The sequence below is a fragment of the Lentibacillus sp. Marseille-P4043 genome (assembly GCF_900258515.1).
Classification (GTDB): Bacteria; Bacillota; Bacilli; order Bacillales; family Amphibacillaceae; genus Lentibacillus_C.
Genome location: NZ_LT984884.1, coordinates 3,210,448 through 3,228,767, shown reverse-complemented (window position 1 = coordinate 3,228,767; position 18,320 = coordinate 3,210,448). Strand labels below are relative to the sequence as shown.

At 37.6% G+C, this 18,320-nt stretch carries 20 protein-coding genes and 1 pseudogene; 10 read left to right on the top strand and 11 right to left on the bottom strand.

Annotated features, from left to right (window positions below; genetic code table 11):
- Positions 1 to 41 precede the first annotated feature (41 nt).
- The 6 genes and pseudogenes from C8270_RS20505 to C8270_RS16015 form a co-directional block, all read right to left on the bottom strand.
- Positions 42 to 515, bottom strand: a complete 474-nt coding sequence (locus C8270_RS20505; RefSeq protein WP_267894868.1) for a DMT family transporter — start codon at positions 513 to 515, stop codon at positions 42 to 44.
- Positions 516 to 560: 45 nt separating this feature from the next.
- A pseudogene (locus tag C8270_RS20500) lies at positions 561 to 956 on the bottom strand (DMT family transporter); the annotation flags it as partial.
- 73 nt (positions 957 to 1,029) lie between these two features.
- On the bottom strand, positions 1,030 to 2,256 hold the full coding sequence (locus tag C8270_RS16030) for an NAD(P)/FAD-dependent oxidoreductase (RefSeq protein ID WP_106497804.1): 1,227 nt from the start codon (positions 2,254 to 2,256) through the stop codon (positions 1,030 to 1,032).
- The gene (locus C8270_RS16025; protein ID WP_106497803.1) at positions 2,249 to 2,587 is read right to left on the bottom strand and encodes a (2Fe-2S)-binding protein; all 339 of its coding nucleotides are present in this window, start codon (positions 2,585 to 2,587) and stop codon (positions 2,249 to 2,251) included. Before C8270_RS16025 ends, C8270_RS16030 begins: the two co-directional genes overlap by 8 nt.
- The gene (locus C8270_RS16020) at positions 2,584 to 2,853 is read right to left on the bottom strand and encodes a (2Fe-2S)-binding protein (RefSeq protein WP_106497802.1); all 270 of its coding nucleotides are present in this window, start codon (positions 2,851 to 2,853) and stop codon (positions 2,584 to 2,586) included. The genes C8270_RS16025 and C8270_RS16020 overlap by 4 nt, the downstream gene beginning before the upstream one ends.
- A 64-nt stretch (positions 2,854 to 2,917) precedes the next feature.
- The gene (locus C8270_RS16015; protein WP_106497801.1) at positions 2,918 to 4,639 is read right to left on the bottom strand and encodes a sigma-54 interaction domain-containing protein; all 1,722 of its coding nucleotides are present in this window, start codon (positions 4,637 to 4,639) and stop codon (positions 2,918 to 2,920) included.
- A 247-nt stretch (positions 4,640 to 4,886) separates the two neighbouring features.
- Here C8270_RS16015 and C8270_RS16010 point away from each other — a divergent pair, with 247 nt between their 5' ends.
- The 7 genes from C8270_RS16010 to rpoN all read left to right on the top strand — a co-directional run bounded on the left by C8270_RS16010 (position 4,887) and on the right by rpoN (position 13,510).
- Positions 4,887 to 6,068, top strand: a complete 1,182-nt coding sequence (locus tag C8270_RS16010) for an NAD(P)/FAD-dependent oxidoreductase (protein ID WP_106497800.1) — start codon at positions 4,887 to 4,889, stop codon at positions 6,066 to 6,068.
- Positions 6,069 to 7,091: a proline racemase family protein gene (locus tag C8270_RS16005; RefSeq protein ID WP_106497799.1), complete on the top strand. Its 1,023-nt coding sequence runs from the start codon at positions 6,069 to 6,071 to the stop codon at positions 7,089 to 7,091.
- A gap of 15 nt (positions 7,092 to 7,106) precedes the next feature.
- Positions 7,107 to 8,027: a proline racemase family protein gene (locus C8270_RS16000; protein ID WP_106497798.1), complete on the top strand. Its 921-nt coding sequence runs from the start codon at positions 7,107 to 7,109 to the stop codon at positions 8,025 to 8,027.
- 84 nt (positions 8,028 to 8,111) lie between these two features.
- Positions 8,112 to 9,533: a Na+/H+ antiporter NhaC gene (gene nhaC / locus C8270_RS15995; protein WP_106497797.1), complete on the top strand. Its 1,422-nt coding sequence runs from the start codon at positions 8,112 to 8,114 to the stop codon at positions 9,531 to 9,533.
- A gap of 34 nt (positions 9,534 to 9,567) precedes the next feature.
- On the top strand, positions 9,568 to 10,458 hold the full coding sequence (gene dapA, locus C8270_RS15990) for a 4-hydroxy-tetrahydrodipicolinate synthase (protein WP_106497796.1): 891 nt from the start codon (positions 9,568 to 9,570) through the stop codon (positions 10,456 to 10,458).
- An 84-nt stretch (positions 10,459 to 10,542) separates the two neighbouring features.
- Positions 10,543 to 12,027: an aldehyde dehydrogenase family protein gene (locus tag C8270_RS15985; RefSeq protein ID WP_106497795.1), complete on the top strand. Its 1,485-nt coding sequence runs from the start codon at positions 10,543 to 10,545 to the stop codon at positions 12,025 to 12,027.
- Between the two features lie 175 nt (positions 12,028 to 12,202).
- Entirely contained in the window at positions 12,203 to 13,510 is a 1,308-nt protein-coding gene (rpoN, locus tag C8270_RS15980; RefSeq protein ID WP_106497794.1) for an RNA polymerase factor sigma-54, read from the top strand.
- A gap of 67 nt (positions 13,511 to 13,577) precedes the next feature.
- Here rpoN and C8270_RS15975 read toward each other — a convergent pair whose 3' ends face one another.
- Positions 13,578 to 13,730 carry a YjcZ family sporulation protein gene (locus tag C8270_RS15975; protein ID WP_106497793.1) on the bottom strand — a complete coding sequence of 51 codons (153 nt, stop codon included), beginning with the start codon at positions 13,728 to 13,730 and terminating at the stop codon, positions 13,578 to 13,580.
- Positions 13,731 to 14,147: 417 nt separating this feature from the next.
- Positions 14,148 to 14,672: a signal peptidase I gene (gene lepB, locus C8270_RS15970; RefSeq protein ID WP_106497792.1), complete on the bottom strand. Its 525-nt coding sequence runs from the start codon at positions 14,670 to 14,672 to the stop codon at positions 14,148 to 14,150.
- A 164-nt stretch (positions 14,673 to 14,836) separates the two neighbouring features.
- On the opposite strand from lepB, the gene C8270_RS15965 reads away from it, so the two are divergent.
- Both C8270_RS15965 and C8270_RS15960 read left to right on the top strand, forming a co-directional pair.
- A complete protein-coding gene (locus C8270_RS15965; RefSeq protein ID WP_106497791.1) occupies positions 14,837 to 15,010 on the top strand; it encodes an aspartyl-phosphate phosphatase Spo0E family protein in 174 nt (57 codons plus the stop codon).
- A gap of 609 nt (positions 15,011 to 15,619) precedes the next feature.
- Positions 15,620 to 15,784: an FbpB family small basic protein gene (locus C8270_RS15960; protein WP_106497790.1), complete on the top strand. Its 165-nt coding sequence runs from the start codon at positions 15,620 to 15,622 to the stop codon at positions 15,782 to 15,784.
- Positions 15,785 to 15,961: 177 nt separating this feature from the next.
- Here C8270_RS15960 and C8270_RS15955 read toward each other — a convergent pair whose 3' ends face one another.
- Positions 15,962 to 16,858, bottom strand: coding sequence for a DMT family transporter (locus C8270_RS15955; protein WP_106497789.1), 897 nt, complete (start codon positions 16,856 to 16,858; stop codon positions 15,962 to 15,964).
- 134 nt (positions 16,859 to 16,992) lie between these two features.
- Here C8270_RS15955 and C8270_RS15950 point away from each other — a divergent pair, with 134 nt between their 5' ends.
- Complete coding sequence (locus tag C8270_RS15950) at positions 16,993 to 17,325, top strand: hypothetical protein (protein ID WP_106497788.1); 333 nt, start codon at positions 16,993 to 16,995, stop codon at positions 17,323 to 17,325.
- 31 nt (positions 17,326 to 17,356) lie between these two features.
- Here C8270_RS15950 and C8270_RS15945 read toward each other — a convergent pair whose 3' ends face one another.
- Positions 17,357 to 17,572, bottom strand: a complete 216-nt coding sequence (locus tag C8270_RS15945; protein WP_106497787.1) for a hypothetical protein — start codon at positions 17,570 to 17,572, stop codon at positions 17,357 to 17,359.
- A gap of 198 nt (positions 17,573 to 17,770) precedes the next feature.
- Positions 17,771 to 18,256 (bottom strand): YkyB family protein, encoded by a 486-nt coding sequence (locus C8270_RS15940; RefSeq protein WP_106497786.1) that lies wholly within the window; start codon positions 18,254 to 18,256, stop codon positions 17,771 to 17,773.
- Positions 18,257 to 18,320: the final 64 nt, after the last annotated feature.

The window sequence follows — 18,320 nt, the reverse complement described above, 5'->3', positions numbered from 1 at the left end:
TGTTGGATTCTTCACGTAGGTTTTAAAAGTAAATTATTTTATTACGCATTCTCTTTTAAATCACGTCTCCTCCTATAAACATACCTATCACCCAAACCAGAACCTAGGATCACACTAACTACAATAAGCACAAAAGCAAGAATTTGTACGATAGAGATTACCTCTCCCAAAAATAAAACGGACCCCAACAAAGCAAAAAATGGTGACATGTTTAGGAAAATAGAAGTTCTTCCAGCTCCTATATGCTGAATCGCACCATTATATAAGAAATGTCCTATCCCTGTTGCTAAAATTCCCGAGGCAAGAAAGACAGTCCAACCGACAATGGTGCCGTTTTTTAGGCTGGATAGACCGGCTGGCTCCATAACGATACTGACGACAAAAAGTAAAAAGGAGCCAATTAACAACATCGAACCTGTTATGAGACTTGATTTCATTGTAGCTGATGCCCTTTTGATATAAATAAAGCTTAGGGCTTGTGATAGAACGGCAAGGAAGATGTATAGATCGCCAATGTTAATGCCTAATATGCCAGCACTGCCGTAAAGAACGACTATTGATACACCAGTAAGACCGAATAGAAGTCCTGTTACCCTCAATGTGGATAATTTTTCTTTTAACATCATTGCTGCAAGGATTGAAGTTGTAAGTGGAACTGTTCCTAATATTAACCCTGTACTGGAAGCAGTTGTTTTCGTCAATCCGACCGATAAAAAGAAATGATGTCCGAGAACTCCTGTTAGGGACGCAAGCAATACATATAAAATTTCCTTTTGTTTTGGTAGTCGAATATTCCCTTGCTTCCATAAAATAATCTATACAACAATCGAAGCCAAAAAGATGCGTAGGGCAGTAATGGTAACAGGTGAAAACTGTTCCACGATAACCTTAATCGCAATGACATTAAATCCCCATAACACCATTACGAATACGATCGATAAGTAGACAACTGGCATTCTCATTCATATTCTATCTCCAATCTATAAATCTCTTAAAATGATATAGCCAGTATCGAACGTTCGATACTGGTTAGTACGTTTCATGCTTTTCACGAGATGCCTTGTACGTTTCCCATTGTTCCTGAACTATTCGTTTTCCTTTCTTTACTTCCGGATGAAACTGAATATAAGCACTATCTCTCGTTTGCTTAGTCGCTCGAATGGATTTCCGGATTTCTTCATCTAACCCGCTTACTCCAGAGTTGCGAGCAATTGACAATCCTGCTGTTACCCCTTGGGCTATGGCGACTTTGGCACCTTCAATGCCGGTAATGTTTCCGGCGACATATAATCCGTCAAGTGTTGTTTCCATTCGTTCATTATGTATCGGGACATAGCCACCTAATTCGTCAACTAGATAAAAGGGACAGCCAGCAACGGAAGCTAATTCAGCTAATGGATATAGTCCTCCTGCGATACAGACAAAATCACATGTTATTTTTTCCTCGCTTCCAGCTACTACTTCACCATTTTTATTTATTGTAGCTAAAGTGACGCCTTCAACTTGTTCATCACCATAAATTTCAATGACAGCCTTTCTGAGCTGAATCGGAATATCCCACATTTTTACACCTTTTTTAGGATAGAAAGTAATCCCTAATTGTTTCATGAAATCATTTTGCATTATTTTGCTGCCATATCGGATAAATGGGGAGGGGGCCATATGGGATACATGGAGAAGCGAATCCAATACATCCCTGGGTAGTGCAGCATTTTCTGTCATCTGATTTAACGATGGTAATGCGAGACAAGCTACATCTATCTCAGCCATTTTTAATTCCATGGCAATCGCAGCTGAAAGGACATTCACTCCGATGATTACTCCTCGTTCGCCAGGCTTTACGCGATGAACATTTGTCATCACTTGCGCAGCACCAACAGACATAACGCCTGGTATTGTCCATCCTGGCACAGGCACAGGGGATTCAGCAGCTCCTGTTGCTAGTAATAAATGGTTCGTGTAAAGGGTTTCTTTTTCTGTGTAGACAACCCATTCATCATTTATTTTTTCCAGATTATTTACAGGTGTGCTCAATTGAATTTGAACCCCTAAATCTTGTGCTTGTTGGTATAAACGGTTTGACTCGTTTATGCCATTCCACCATGATCCATTTGGTTCTTCATATAGTTGGCCTAAAAGTCTTCCGCCTGCTTTAAGGTATTCATCAATTAACACTACATCTAATCCTTTTTTAGTACATGTGATAGCAGCTGATAATCCAGCAGGCCCTGAACCGATAATAATCACGTCATTCATTTTCAGCCCTCCAATCCCTTACAGGAGTGGGGAGCTTTCCACCACTTTCGATTATCATACCTTCTTGTAATGGTGTTAAGCATGCACGAACTCCTTGTTGTCCATTCACGGTTACCCTGCACTCGAAGCAATGGCCGATATTGCAATAGATGCCCCGAGGTGTGCCGCTTTCTTCATGATGGCGAAGTGTACGAATCCCATTGGCTAATAGTGCTGCAGCAATCGATTCATTTGCCAACCCTTTATAGTCTTTATTATTAAATGTAAACGAAACATAATTATTTGCCTCCAATTTTCCCAGTACTGGGTGTTCTAAGATTCGTTGGCTCATTGTTCCTGCCCCCCTAAATCTCCAAAACGGACCGGGCGTATGGGAGGTTGATATTTCAATGTTATTTGGGTGCGATTGTTAGTATCTAATGTTTCTGAAACCTTATCGACCATGTTCCGGCATGTTCTGCCACCGCAATAACCCATGCCAGCCCTGGTACGAAGTTTTAATTCTCTCGCTGAACAATTGTATGTTTCAGCAGTTTCAATGAGCTCTTTATATGTTACTTCCTCACATCTACAAACTATCATCTCTTTTTCTGTCATTTGGATCACTCCTACATTAGTGTCTGTATCATTTTACATGCAAGAATAATGCCAAATTTCCGGGTTAAATCTTTACTCCTAATTTATTTAATCGATTGTAAAGGGTTGCTCTGGTCACTTGAAGATTTTTAGCGCATAGTAATTTATTACCGTCCGCCTTTTTTAATTCTTTAAGAATAATATCTTTTTCAAATTCCTGTAGCCGTTCTTGTAATGATCGATTATCATATGCTGACAATGCAACAAGATTACCATTGGTTGCTTGTGATGTGTCTGTATCGAAAGGTAGATCATCTAGTTTTATTTCACCGTCTTCCGAAAAGACTACAAGCCGTTCGACAACATTTTTTAGTTCTCTAATATTTCCTGGCCATTGGTGTTGGAGAAGGGCTTGCATGACAGACTGTGATATTCCATGAATAGGTCGGTTGTATTTAATGGATATTTCATGAAGGAAATAATGTGTTAATTCAATAATATCTTCCAATCGCTCTCTCAGCGGTGGGACTTCAATGCTTACGACATTTAACCGATAATAAAGATCCTGCCTGAATTTACCTCCCTTTACAAGTTCCCCAAGGTCACGGTTTGTTGCTGCTACTACACGGAAATCTACTTTTATTTCCTTTGTTCCACCGACTGGATAAAACTTTTTTTCCTGAAGTAACCGTAGCATTTTTACTTGCATATCCAGTGGCATTTCACCAATTTCATCGAGAAACAATGTTCCACCTTTGGCAAGTTCAACTTTCCCCTTTTTTCCTTTTTGATCAGCGCCAGAAAATGCACCTTTTTCATAGCCGAAAATTTCGCTTTCGAACAATGCGGACGGGATTGCACCACAATTAATAACAACGAATGGTGCTTGGTTGCCTTCGCGGATGGTGTGCACTGCTTTGGCAAAAAGTTCTTTTCCTACACCGCTTTCTCCACATATTAAAATATTTGTTTCAGTTGCGGCTACTTTTTTAATTTTATTAATGGTCTTTTTTAAAACAGAGCTATTCCCTCTAATTTTGATAAATGGATCCTCTGTAGATGTTAATTTGTTTACTTCCTTTTCTAAATGGAATAGTTTTTCGGAGGCATAATATAATTCTCTGTTTAGCTTGATTTGACTGGTAATGTCAGTTTCTGATACAACAGCCCCGATAATTTTTTCCTTAAAATATACTGGATTTGAGTTAATCATTACAACCTGGTTTTCTCTGGCCTTATGCTGGCTGTGATGAACAGATGTTCCGCTTTTTAGTGTGTTTAATATTTCTAATCGTTTGGGGCTGAAGAAATCTGTAATTTGTTTGCCTATGATCTCCTCTTGTTTGACTGAGAAAATTTGTTCTGCACCTTCTGTCCACGCTATTACATTTTTATTATCATCGATTACGGTACATGATTCATCGATTGTTTCGAGAATGGTGGAAATGTAAGCCTGTAAATGTTGATAGGCTTTAAACAATTTTTCACTTAATCCTACAGAGTTCACATAACCTAGAACATTTCCTTTCTGATCCTTCACAATTAAGTGCTCGTATACTGCTACTTTTTCTACAATGTAATCAATATTTTCGTTTGCTGAAATTATTCCGCATGGGAAATATAGGTGTTGACTTGTCTTGTATGAACACTTGATCAGGTAAAACGTATTGTCCTTAACCAAAAATACTGGTTTAGGGTAGTTTGATTTAGCAATTGAATCTATCTCATTCTCAGTCATTTCACTACTGTTTAACACGATAAATTGTGTATCTAAAAATTCTTCGATACCAGGAAAAATTGAAATCATTACCTCAAGCCTCCTTAATTGTATAAAAATATATACATTTTAAAAATATTTTGACACATCAAATTAACGAAATCAATGTTATTTCTAATAATGGATGAATTATTTCGGGAAACATACAAAATTTGAGGGTGGGAACTAAGCATAGACTTCATTAAGAAAAGACGAATTCACGGATTCTCCTAAATTGGAATAAAAGTTGCAATATGGATTATGAAAAGGTTGGCCTTTTTAAAAAGGGGGATTTTTTATGAATAATACCAATCATCGGGACGTTGTCGTAATCGGTGGAGGGATTATGGGAGCAGCGATTTCCTACTATTGTTCCAAGGCGGGGTTAGATATAACTGTCCTGGAAAAAAAAGAATTGGCTAGTGGAACATCGTCTAGATGCGATGGGAATATATTGGCGATCGACAAGGATCCTGGGTTTGACAGTCAAATGTCATTAAAAAGTCAACAATTGGTACATGAATTGGATAAAGAACTAGCGATTTCTTTTGAATACCGTAATCCTGGGAGCATTCTTGTGTGTGAAAATGATGCTGAATTGGAAGCAGCCCAAAAGTGGGTACACCAACAGCAGGAGGCAGGGCTTGATTTCAAGATGCTTGACAGGGAAGACTTGCGCAATGAATCCGACTATTTTGCGGATGATCTTTATGGTGGGTTAGAGTGTAAAACAGATTCGACCGTCAATCCATATATGCTTACGTACTCCATGTTTTACAGTGCACAGAAAAATGGTGCAAAAATACATACACATACAGAAGTGAAAAACATAAATAAAGATACGTCTGGCCGGTTTGTAATTGAAACAAATAATGAAACCTTCATAGCAAATAAAGTTGTCAATGCATGTGGGGTGTGGGCTCCGTACATTGGTGAAATGCTTGATATCGATATTCCAATTAAACCAAGAAAAGGACAATTAATTGTTGCTTCTAGACAACAGCCGGTGGGTCTTCGAAAGGTAATGGAATTTGGCTATCTCATTTCTAAGTTTGGCGGAGAACGGATAGTGGATCCCATAACAGATAAATATGGTGTTGCATTGGTGTTCGAACCTACTGAAAGTCAAAATTTTTTAATTGGAAGCAGTCGGGAGTTTAACGGATTTGACATAAATGTAAACCATGAAGTAACCAAGTATATCGCGAAACGGGCGGTACGATTCTATCCGAAAATGGCTGACATGACGGTTATTCGGACATATGCCGGTTTAAGACCATGGACAGAGGATCATCTTCCTATCATTTCCCATGTGGATGAAGTGCCAGGATTTTATATTGCGGCTGGACATGAAGGGGATGGTATTAGTTTGGCGGCAGTAACTGGAAAAGTGATTGAGGAACTGATCTCTGGAAGTGAAACATCGATACCAATAGAAGCACTGCGTCATGACAGATTTAAAGAGAGGGTGAGGAGTTAAATGAAGTTTCAACGACTGTTTACCACGATCGACACACATACTGGCGGAAATCCGACAAGGACGGTTTTGAGCGGTTTACCAGAGTTGAAGGGTGACACGATGTCGGAAAAGATGCTGTATATGAAAGAGCACTATGATTGGATTCGTAAATTTTTGATGAATGAACCACGCGGCCATGATGTAATGTCAGGTGCCTTGATGGTCAATCCATGTCATCCAGAAGCAGATGTTGGTGTTATTTATATTGAGACCGGTGGTTATTTACCGATGTGTGGCCACGATACGATTGGTTTCTGTACGGCGCTTGTTGAAGCAGGGCTAATTGAGGTGAAAGAACCATATACGATGATCAATTTGGATACACCGGCTGGTTTGGTAAAAGTAAAAGTCAAAGTAGAAGATGGAATAGCGAAAGAAGTAACGTTTCTAAATGTGCCTTCCTTTTTGTTAAAACGGGTTGAAATTGATGTAGAAGGTATTGGCCATGTCGAATGTGATGTTGCATATGGCGGTAATTTTTATGGAATTATCGATGCACGTAAATTAGGGTTGGGTTTAACGACAGACAATGCTTCAACGATTATTGATCAAGCAATTACAATCCGGAATGCCATCAATGCAAAAGAAGAGATCGTCCATCCGGAACATCCCTTTATTAACGGTTTAACACATATTGAGTTTTATACGGATCCGGTCCATCCAGAGGCAGATCTCAAAAATACTGTTGTTGTTCCGCCTGGTGGAATTGATCGTTCTCCATGTGGTACGGGAACTTCTGCAAAATTGGCAACCATGTACAGCAAAAATGAAATCGGTAAAGATGAGCTATTCGTCTATGAAAGCATCGTTGGTACGCTTTTTAAAGCAAAAATTCTAGTATTAACAGCTATCAAGGATCATGAAGCAGTTATCCCGGAAGTGACAGGTTCCGCCTGGGTGATGGGGATGCATCGCTTCTTCTATAACGAAAAAGATCCATTAAAAGAAGGCTATTTACTTATTCCGCCGATGGAAGGCCATTAGGGAGGAGGTGCACAAATGAATGTTGAAAAAATGTTTACCACAATTGATACGCATGTTGCAGGTGAGGCATTTCGAATTATCGTGCATTCAGCGATCACACTACACGAGAAAAATTTGGAATTAAACCAAGCTCTTGTTGAAGAAAAATATAGACATGAAAAAGAATTGTTGTTGAATGAACCTCGGGGACACCGTGGTATGAATGGTTGTATTGTCATTCCTTCTAACACGGCTGATTTTGCATGTGTTTTTGTGAATCATGATCATGATGTGCAATTCAAGTACGCCGGATTGGTTGCATCGGTGACAGCCTTATTGGAAACAGGTAACTTGGCGAAAAAAGAAAATAACGTTTATGACATTGATACAGTCAATGGCATTCATTCAGTCTACGCGAGTTTTGAGAATCAAGAGGTTTGTACTACCCGAATTAAAAGTGGTGCATGTCAGCTAGCTGAGACTACCGATGATTACCGATTAGTAGAAATCGATCAATCACGTAGTTACCTGATTTACGATCTACCTGAAACGATAGCAGGAATTAGGGTGGAGGATTTAGCTTCTATTAAAAAGTGGGGGATGGAAACTGCGGAACAAATGAGAAGTAAGTGCATTCTATTTGACGGTATTGTCATAACGGAACCTCATAATGAAAAAAGAAATGAGGTACGATCTGTCACGTTTGAAAAGGATGGAAGTATTTTACGGTCACCAGGCATAGACAGTACGTTTGCTATTTTAACCGTATTGTCGAACGGGACTAAACCGTTAACAGAGCTTACCAATTACAGTATTTTTGACAGTAAGTTGACAGCAACATTCATAACTGAAACGAATAACCGATTTTCTGTTGAAACACAAGGTTTTGTAACTGGCATACATCAATTTATTTATGACCAAGAAGACCCACTACAAAATGGGTTTTTATTGCAATAACAAAAGGGGGGTTATTATTGTGTTAATTTTGAAAACGGTTGCTTGATGGAAAGGAAGACAACGATTAAAAAAGGAGAGTGAAATATGAGCGCAGAAAAAAGGTTACCGACGTTGCCAGAGGTACTATTTGTACTGGTTAGTTTTATTGTCATTATGTTCCTGTTTGTCGTTCAATTTGAATTTCCAATTCAACTCGCATTACTAACAACCTGGTTTATGATCATGCTAGTCGGACTTCGGATTGGCTTTACCTATGCGGAAATGCAGAAGGGTATTTTGAAGGGGATATATGATGGGCTAGAGGCTGTACTTATCCTCATTTCCGTTGGTGCATTGATCGGTACATGGATAGCAGGTGGTGTCGTTCCAAGTATTATTTATTACGGGCTTTCGATTATTGATCCAAGTATTTTCTTGATGGCGGCATTTATTATTTGTGCCATCACGTCACTAGCAACTGGTACATCGTTTGGGTCTGCTGGTACTGCAGGTATTGCTATGATGGGGATTGGGGTCAGCTTTGGATTTCCAGTCGCATTAGTTGCTGGTGCCGTTATTTCTGGATGTTATGTCGGGGATAAACTTTCACCATTATCTGATACGACGGTTATGACTGCATCACTATCAAAAGTTAATTTAATTGAGCACATTAAATCGATGTTATTTGTAAGTGCGCCTGCCTTTGTCATTGCAGGATTGTTGTTTCTCGGTACAGGGTTCTTTTTTCATCAAGGGGATGGGGATCTAAGCCAAGCAGAATCAACGATGGCATCATTGAGTGAGTATTTTAACATTTCGTGGTATATGTTGATTCCAGCTGTCATTGTCATACTGTTGCTTGCACTGAAAATGCCATCTATACCAGTAATTTTATTTGGTGCATTGTTAGGATCTATATGGGCTTTTCTTTTCCAAGGTGTTTCCGCGTTTGACGCTGTCAATAGTCTATATTCAGGTAACAATATCGAATCTGGTGTAGCGTTCATTGACAATCTATTAAATCGCGGTGGTATTGAATTCATGCTTGGTGTCATCGTATTAATTCTATTTGCCCTTGGGGTAGGTGGATTGATGGAGAGAATAGGTATTTTACAGGTCATTTGTAATACGATGCTAGCATGGGCAAACAATGCCGGTAAGACTACATTAACGACAATGCTTTCAGGCTTTTTCGGTAATTTCTTTGGTGGTGCCGCGTATGTATCCATCATTACAGCTAGTAAAATTACCGAAGAAAATTACGATCGCTTAAACATTGATCGACGCGTACTATCACGAAATACCGAAGCTGGTGGGACAGTTACAACACCAATGGTTCCATGGTCTGATGGAGGGGTATTTATGGCTGCAACACTTGGGGTATCAACCCTAACCTATCTACCTTTCCTTTGGTTTAACTTTTTAGTTATTGTTATATCACTGATCTATGGCTACACGAATAAATTTATTTGGTACACAAAGACTGAGCAAAACGGTCAAGATGCCAAGGAAGTAGTAAATTCATAATCTATAAAACTTACAATCTAGGGAGGAATATAACATGAAAAAATTAGAGGGAGCATTTCCAGTTCTTATTACACCAATGAATCAAGATGGTGAGGTTAATTATAATGGGTTAAAGCAGAATATCGAACATTTTATTAGCGAGAATGTAGCAGGGATCGTTGTAAACGGAAGTACAGGAGAGTTTGTAAGTTTAACGAAGGAAGAAAAATTTAATGTTGCACAAGCAGCAGTAGAACAAGTGAAAGGACGTATTCCACTAATCGTTGGTACTGCTGCTGAAACAACAGCAGATGCGGTGAAGTATACGAAACATGCCGAGGATGTTGGTGCTGATGCAGCGCTGCTAATCAATTCGTATTATGCACATCCAAAAGATCATGAAATCTATGAACATTTTAAAACTGTTGCACAATCCGTAACCATTCCAGTAATGATTTACAATAATCCGTTCACATCGGGGGTTGATATTGGGACAGAAACAATCCTAAACGTTGCTCGCGATGTTGATAATATTACACATATTAAAGAATCAAGTGGAGAAATCCAGAAAGTTCGCGATATAACTAGACAGGGGAAAGGCTTTATAAAAACATTCTGCGGATCAGACGATTTGGCATTAGAATCATTTTTGGTGGGTGCAACTGGATGGATTTCCGTAGCAGGTAACATAGCGCCAAAATTGGCTACTGATTTATTTAATAGTGTCCAAGAAGGCAAACTTGATGCTGCATGGGATTTATATGATAGACTTCTTCCACTTTGCAATTTTATCGAGGGAACTGGAAAATATGTACAAATTGTAAAACGGGCAATGGATTTACAAGGGTTAGTAGGTGGACCATCACGTAAACCACGTCTCCCATTGACTGATGAAGAAGATCAGAAGCTTCAAGAAATTTTAAATAGCTTGCTTGTTACGGAATAAGACTTGTTTGAAAGTCAGGACATTCAATGGGGATAAAGCAATACCCCACTGAATGAAGCTAAATTACTCAAGGGAGGAATAAGAATGATTACGTTAGAAACTACGTTAAAGCCAAAGGTAAAACAATTTTTAGAAGGAAAAAAGGAATTATATATTAACGGTGAATTTGTTCCGGCGATCAGTGGTAAAAAATTTGATGTGTATAATCCGGCTACAGAAGAAGTGCTTGCACAGGTGAGTGAAGCACAAGCGGAGGATGTTGATAAGGCGGTAAAAGCTGCACGAAAGGCATTTGAAGATGGGGAATGGCTTAAACTAAGTACAGCAGAGCGTTCTCACTTGATTTACAAACTTGCTGATTTAATTGAACAGAACAGAGAAGAGCTTGCACAATTAGAAGCTTTGGATAATGGAAAGCTGTATTCTGTAGCTTTGGAAGATGATATCGATGGAACTGCAGAACATTTCCGTTATTATGCGGGTTGGGCAACGAAAGTCCTTGGTCAGACCGTTCCTATTTTTCATGATTATTTAAATTATACAAGACATGAGCCAGTTGGTGTTGTCGGTCAGATTATTCCATGGAACTTTCCACTATCTATGGCTTCCTGGAAATTAGGTGCGGCGTTAGCTACTGGATGTACAATCGTTTTAAAGCCTGCAGAGCAAACCCCGCTTTCGTTACTGTACGCAGCAACGTTATTCAAGGAGGCTGGATTCCCAGATGGGGTGGTTAATTTCGTACCTGGTTATGGTGAATCTGCTGGTGCAGCCATTGTCGACCATCATGATATTGACAAAATTGCTTTCACAGGATCGACAACTGTTGGAAAAGAAATTATGCGCAAGGCAGCAGACACGGTCAAACATGTCACACTTGAGCTTGGTGGAAAATCTCCTAATATCATTTTAGAGAATGCTGATGTGGAAAAGGCAATTGAAGGCGCTTTTGAAGGGATTATGTACAATCACGGGCAAAACTGTAGTGCAGGGTCGCGTGTATTCGTTCACCGCAAGCATTATGATCGTGTGGTTGAAGAACTAGCAAAACGTGCAGAAGCAGTGAAGCTAGGTAATGGATTAGATCCAGAAACAGATATGGGACCACTCGTTTCCAAAGAACAGTATGACCGTGTATTGCATTATATTGAAAAAGGAAAAGAAGAAGGAGCTCGACTTGTTGCCGGTGGGCAAAAGCAATTTGACAAAGGTTATTTTGTCAAGCCGACCGTGTTTGCGGATGTTGAAGACGATATGACAATTGCAAAAGAAGAAATTTTTGGGCCAGTTGTGACCGTCTTTCCATTTGATACAACGGAAGAAGTCGTTAGACGAGCAAATGATAGTTTATATGGCTTAGCCGCAGGTGTATGGACGGAAAATATTAAGACTGGTCACCAAGTGGCACATCGCTTAAAAGCTGGAACTGTATGGATTAACGACTACAATCAAGAAAACCCTGCTGCGGCATTTGGCGGATACAAACAGTCAGGGATTGGACGGGAAATGGGAACATACGCATTGGAAAATTATACGGAAGTGAAAAGTGTTTGGGTTAATTTACAATAGAAGAAAAAATACAATAACCGTTCTCTTTAAAACAGAACGGTTATTGTATTTTTTAAAGCAGCAAACAATAAAATAAATTTTAAAAGTTCAATTATCCCATCGATTTTTAACTCGATTCGTATTATACTATTATGTAAGCGGATACAAAAATGTTATTGTGTAAGGAGGGACTAAATTGGAACTTGTACTTCAACAAAGGCAAACGTTGAATCTTGTAATGACGACCGAACTAAGGCAGGCAATCCAGCTATTACAGTATTCAACATATGAATTATATCAGTTTATTCAGGAGCAGCAATTGGAAAATCCGTTAATCGAGTTGAAAGAAAATGTTCCCGATATTCCCTACAAAACGAACCGTACAAATAAAACTATATATACATCACATGACCCATTTGATTTTATCGAAAGTAATGAAATGGGTATGCGGGAAAACCTGCTTGAGCAAAAACAATTTCTTCATATTACAGAAAAAGAGAAGAAGCTGTTACATTTTTTAATATTGAGTTTAGATGATAATGGGTATTTGCCATTAAGTGTTGAGGTCATTGCAAACGAGACTCCTTTCAATGAAGTAGAAATTAACAAAGGCATTACCCAACTTCAACAATTGGAACCAGTGGGCGTTGGTGCAAGAAATCTACAGGAATGCTTATTCATACAGGCAACAGCATATTTCCCTGAAGATTGTTTGCTTGCATGTGTGATTAAAGATCATTTGCAACTTTTAGCGGATAAAAAATGGAAGGAGATTGCTAAACAGTTTGATATACCGCTGGCAAAGGTAAAGGAAATTTATGATAAAATTCAGTGTCTTGATCCGAGTCCTTGTACAGATATATCAAATAGTAAGGCAGATTATTTAAATCCGGATATTATTGTAGAAAGTAAAGGGGATAACTTTGTTACATATTTGAATGATGGTTATTTACCTGAAATTGGTTTAAATAGCCACTACATCGATTTTTTAACGGAGAAGAATGAGGTGTCGAAATATGTGCATGATCATTACAGAAAATACCAGTGGCTATTGAATAGTATTGAACAGCGCCGGTCAACAATTTTAAAAATCGTCCGTGTTCTCTTGAATAAACAACGTCATTTTTTCATTAACGGCTTTGCCGACCTTCAACCTTTAACATTAAAGGAAGTTGCCGATGAAATTAATATGCATGAATCCACAGTTAGCAGGGCCACTACAAATAAAGTGATTCAAACACCTAAAGGATCCTTTGACATTCGCTTGCTGTTTGCTACAAAACTGACGACAGATAATGGTGATGCTACGTCACAGGCAAAAGTAAAATTGCTACTGAAGGATTTTGTTGACAAGGAAAGTAAACAGAAGCCACTTTCCGATCAAAAAATAGCTGATTATTTTAAAACAAAAAAGGGGATTACGATTTCAAGAAGAACCGTCGCAAAATATCGAGAAGAACTAAAAATACCATCCTCAAGTAAGCGAAAGAGCGTGGATGTATAAGGTTTGAGAAATATGTAAACCAACAAAACGCTTGTGCTAATAGAATAGCACAAGCAGAAATTGTTAGTTAGCAATAAAATGCTGTCCCTACAATGATTAGAAGAATGAAAAGCACTACAATTAGCGCAAAATTGCTTCCGCCGCCGTAGCCACCATAGCCGGCGCCACCATAACCGTAGCCACCGCCGCAGCCGCAGCCGCCGCCAAATCCGTATGACATATCATTTCACCTCCCAGGGCGTTTACAGTTATACTATGTATGGATTCGTAAAATGTATAGACGTTTTCATTAGATGGGATAATAAATATGTTTATTTCATTTTGGAAAATTGATGTGATATAATAATAAAGGGTGTTGTAAACAAACGTAAATTGATTAAAAACGTTTTGCTACTTGAAAATACATAGAGGGGGTACATGCTCATGTGGGAAACAGTATTTGGAATTATTTGCCTCGTACTCGTACTACTTAATATTGGATACTGCATTTTTGATAATGAGTAACAACATTTTTAAAGGGCCAGACAAGCTTATCTGTCTGCCCCTTTAAGAGGTTGTTCAAAAAGTCCGGTAAGAAAAACGCCCTGAACTTCGCGGTTTTTTAACCTTCTTCTGAAACGCATACTTTACTATTAATTCATCTAGTCATTGACCATTTATCAAATGGATAGATGATAATTTCTGACCTGCCAATGATATTATCTTCATTAATAAATCCCAATCCATTTCGACTATCTTTGCTTATTGCGCGATTATCACCCATCACAAAATAATTATTTTCCGGTACTTGAATTGGCCCAAAGTTGCCAGTATGATTAATTGCATCCTCACTCACAAAGGTTTTATTATATTTTTGACCATCAATATATAGTTGGTGACCCTGCATTTCTACGGTTTCACCTGGTAATGCAATGACCCGCTTCACATAATTTTTAATGGGACGTTGAATAATGACGATATCTCCACGATCAGGCTCGTCAAATAAGTAAACAAATTTATTAAAAATGACTCGCTCGCCGTCTTCCAGGGTAGGGACCATGCTTTCTCCTTCAACAATGGAAGTAGCAAACACAAATGTTTTTAAAAAGAAAGCTAATAAAATTGCAATAAAAATGGCTTTACCCCATTCGATCCATTCATTTTTCTTTTTGGTTTCAGCCAATGGAAACATCCTTTCTACGTTGCACATCCATAATTATGTTAACATAACGCTTCAAAAGAGACGAGAAATAACTATCAAAAAAATAGTTAGGCTTGTCAATATTTGTTTAACTATGCTAAAGTTAAGAAGTTGGTCTATTCTAAAGGAGGTACGGACAAGCTAAAATGGGGAATACAGAAAAACTATTAGAACAAATTGAATTTTTACGGAATCAAATGACTGAGATTGCCTTCCAAAAAGGATTTACTAGCCTAGAATCGATAACCATCAGTCAAGAATTAGATAAACTGTTAAATTTATATGAACAGCAAAAGCAAACTGATAAAGTTAAACTTTAAAATTTTTACCTAATAGATAATACGTTACAAAATGAGTGCAATTATATTTGTGCCGATTGTAAAAAGGCATGAAGCTTATTTAATGGTTGTCAAATCATGAGCGTAGAAAGCCGCATGTATCCTTCACCTAAGTATGAAAATGAATCCCCTGATATAAAGCAACTTTTCCTTGCCAAACTATATGAATTCTTAACTCAAAGAGCTTATCGTTATTACAGGGAATTTTGGGAAAAGTAGAACGCCCCATCTGGATTAATTTCTCATAAACATGATTACATCTTTTTCGATATGCTCACGCATGACCTGTGAGTCGTTTATACCATTGGTTAACGCTTAAGATGTGGCATATTGACTAATGGTTGAGGATAGGATTCGTAATATTGTGTACTTTTAGCATTTGTTGACACAGCCATCGAGGTGCAAGAGCGTAGTCAATTTGAAAACCAGTCATAGCGTGTGATTTTGACAAGCTATAATTGTTTTTCTCGTATTTGGGATTCTGATGATTGCATTTCTTCACAAAATGTTCAAATAATTTTCGAATAATTTTGATTAATAATGCGGCGAATAGGGTATACTGTATGTAACAAGGGAAAAGGAGTGTAACATATGCGTCCAAAAATACAAACTTTTGAACAGCTTGTAAAGCAAAATAAACAAGAACTGATGCAAGACGAAAAAATTTTAAACCAAATTGAAAAACGTTTAGAAAAAAAGCAAGCTAAACTAGTTTCAGCTAAACAAGAACGTTTGCTCAATGATAATATAATTTAACCGAATAAAGTTAAAACAGGTTGTTCCTTATGTTTGACACCCGATTTACAAGTGCGGGGTAGCTTTAAGGAACAGCCTGTTTTCTTTCTGTCATAAATGGAAAACCTTAATCGAATCACAAGATTGCTTCTTTTTTATAGATCATCTTGTGGTCAAATCCATAAAAAGCGAAAAAATTTACGTCTTTACCCTGATCTTGTTTGGTTTGGAATATACCTGAATTAACATGACGGAGCCAAGAATACATACCATGCCAACCATTTGAAAAATCGTAAACGCCTCATGAAATATAAACACACCAATTAATGTAGCTACAACGGGCTCAATGGTTGTTAAAATCGATGCCTTAGAAGCTTCTGTTTGATTCAATCCATATGTATAAACAATATAGGCTATTGCGGTCGGCAGGAAACCTAAACCAAATGCATAGAGCAATACTGATGGTTGAAGTAATAAATGAAACTTCTCGCTATATGGAAAAAATGGTAACAATGTAATACTTGCAATGAAAAATGTATAGGTGGTTATACTTAGGCTTGTGTATTTTTTTAAAGCGAACTTACTGAAAATACTATATAGAGCATATCCGATTCCTGATCCAATTCCAAATAGCAAACTATTTAATTTTAGCGAAGCAACACTTATTGGAATTAACCCGACAACAAAGCAAGTACCCAATAGTGTAATGAATAAGGCAATCAGTTTTACTCTTGTAAAAGGCTCTTTAAATAATAGGAAGGACAAAATAGTTACAAAGGCAGGCGCCGTATAGAGTAATGCTGTTGCAACAGGTATAGTCGATAAATCGATGGCTGTAAACATGCAATAATTGAAAAAAATGATACTGAAAATGCCTGTGCCAATAAAGTATTTAAGATCATAAATGGATTGTAATTTTAGCTTCCTTGGTGCTTTAATGATCATGTAGAATAAAAGGATAATTGTCGTTGACCATACGCGTAATGTAACTACTTCCATTGGTGTGAAACCGTATGTGTATAAATTTTTGACATACCAGCCAATCGTCCCCCAAAGTGCCGCTCCCAAGATAATGTAAATAAAAGCTTTATTCAAACTACATCCTCCCTTCAAATAATAAAATTGTCCATTAATTATAGCAAATAATCTGTATTTTTTTAATATAAAAAGGTATAATGCTGTGTTCGTTCGTTAAAACTGGTTCATAAAAGTAGAAAGGAACCATGGGGATGTTTTATACAAATTTGGATTGGATTCATGTAAACCAGCTCATTACACTTGGGTTAACAGAAAAACAGTTTTATTTCATTTTATTTTTTATCGTTATATTTGTTAGTTATTATGTTCTACAGCCAATCATTCATTGGTTTGTTACATTACAATCTACAAAAATATTGAGCTATCTTATTACCAGTTTGCTTGTTTTACTATGTATGTTTGCATTTGGCATCCATCAATTGGTAAAGATGGCACTTCAAAGTTTAGCGGTGTTTGGTGGTATCTTATTTTTACTACGTGTCTTTCATGGATTTTTTAAAAAGGGGAAAAAAAATAGCGCATGAATCATTTGTTCACACGCTGTAGTCTACATTACTAAGTCTTGCTATTACTAAGTTCGCTTTGCATGGACCCTAACCAACGGAATACAAGTTTATCTTGGGTGAGTGGCGATAAATGGGCGTCTGGTGTATGTTGCATCACTAACGTTTTTTCATTGTCTGGCAGCTTTTCGTATTTGTCTTTTAATATATGCGTTTGATCCGCATAGTTTTTTAACTCATACAAAAAATCCTTTAGTTCTGTAGTCATTTAAAAAACCTCCTTTTATTTGTTTATTCCTTATGCTAAAGGTTTTAAAACATTAAAGCTGAATTGTTCTTTCTGCTTGTTGGGAAATATATATGCTTAAATATTTCTTCATAAACAACAATCTTTAGGTGGACAGTAACATTAAAAAGCGCATGTTTTTTATGTACATGCGCTTTGCCCCACCTATAAAGAGTGGTTTTAAAAATGGCGATACGTTTTTTTAGGTGTCCTTTCCATTTTCCCGAGAGATGATGGGGTATAATAGGAAGAGGTGTATTGTTTTCTTCGCGTTGGCCTTGACTTTGATTCATTTTTGGGTTTCCAATCGATATAACGATAGATTACTTTTTTCGCTTGCGATAATGACATTTTCGTTCGTGGGTTTCGAAAATCTTGATCAAGTTTACCTAAATGTTCAAGCTCTTTGAAGTCTTGCTTTTCCGGGGGGATATGAAAATAGTAATTGTCAACTTTCACAAGCAGTGTTGAATGCTGATTGCTGAATTTTGGATGATCAGAAAAGTGGAGTCCGACTTTTATCGCTTGTTTTTCTTTTAACAAACGTTTAATCGTCTCTTTCTTGATAAAATATAAATGTTGTGGTTCTGGAGCAGTTTTCGCATGACGGTTTATCGTATAAATTGCTTTGGCAAGCTCACCTAATGGAATTGATTTATTATCCATTATTTTCCCTCCTTTCATAGCTTGTCTTTATCGTACAGGAAAGCCTGTCCATTTTCAAGAATGA